Origin of the sequence: uncultured Jannaschia sp., assembly GCF_947494055.1 — a bacterium.
GTDB lineage: Bacteria > Pseudomonadota > Alphaproteobacteria > Rhodobacterales > Rhodobacteraceae > Jannaschia.
In genome coordinates this window covers 1-739 of sequence record NZ_CANLTR010000152.1, presented here as the reverse complement: position 1 = coordinate 739, position 739 = coordinate 1, and the positions used below count along the sequence as shown (strand labels likewise).

Annotated in this window: 1 protein-coding gene; it reads right to left on the bottom strand. The window is 64.4% G+C overall.

Translation table 11 applies throughout. The features are described from left to right. Positions 1 to 67: 67 nt before the first annotated feature. A partial coding sequence (locus tag Q1A87_RS23590) for an IS256 family transposase (protein WP_299657294.1) occupies positions 68 to 739 on the bottom strand: 672 nt, incomplete at its 5' end.

Below are 739 nucleotides of genomic sequence, written 5' to 3'. Positions count from 1 at the left end.
GGTAGTGTCCCGGGGCGTGGTGTAGGAACTGGCGTCCACCTGCTTCTTCATAGCTGGTGTCGCTCGTTCATTGAGCGGCGATCATGGCCGCATCAGGATGATCGTCGCACAAGCCCGTCAGCTTTTCCATCGGCATGTAGCGGCGGCTGACGGCCCACTCATCGTTCTGCTCCAGCATGAGCGCGCCCACGAGCCGGATGACGGCGTCTCGGTTGGGGAATATCCCGACGACGTTGGTGCGCCGCTTGATCTCCTTGTTGATGCGTTCCAGCGGATTGGTGCTGTGCAGCTTGGTGCGCAGGCTCTCGTCGAAAGACATGTAGGCCAGCACGTCGTGCTCGGCCGTGTCCATGAGGTCGGCGACATCCCTGAACCGGTCACGAAGGTTGTCGGCGACCTCGCGCCACCGGGCATGGGCCTGGTCACGGTCCTTCTCGGCGAAGACCGTCTTCACCACGGCGCTGACCACCGGCTTGTTGGTCTTGTTCACGCGGGCCAGCAGGTTACGCTGGAAATGCACCCGGCAGCGCTGCCATCCGGCACCCATGACCTTGCGCGCGGCCGCCTTCAGACCCTCGTGCGCGTCGCTGATGATCATCTGCACGCCGCGCAGCCCCCGGCGGGTGAGAGAGCGCAGAAAGTCGGACCAGAAGGCTTCGGCCTCCGACGGCATGACGGTGATCCCAAGGATCTCGCGGCGCCCGTCGGTGTTGACCGCGACGGCCACTATCACCGCCAT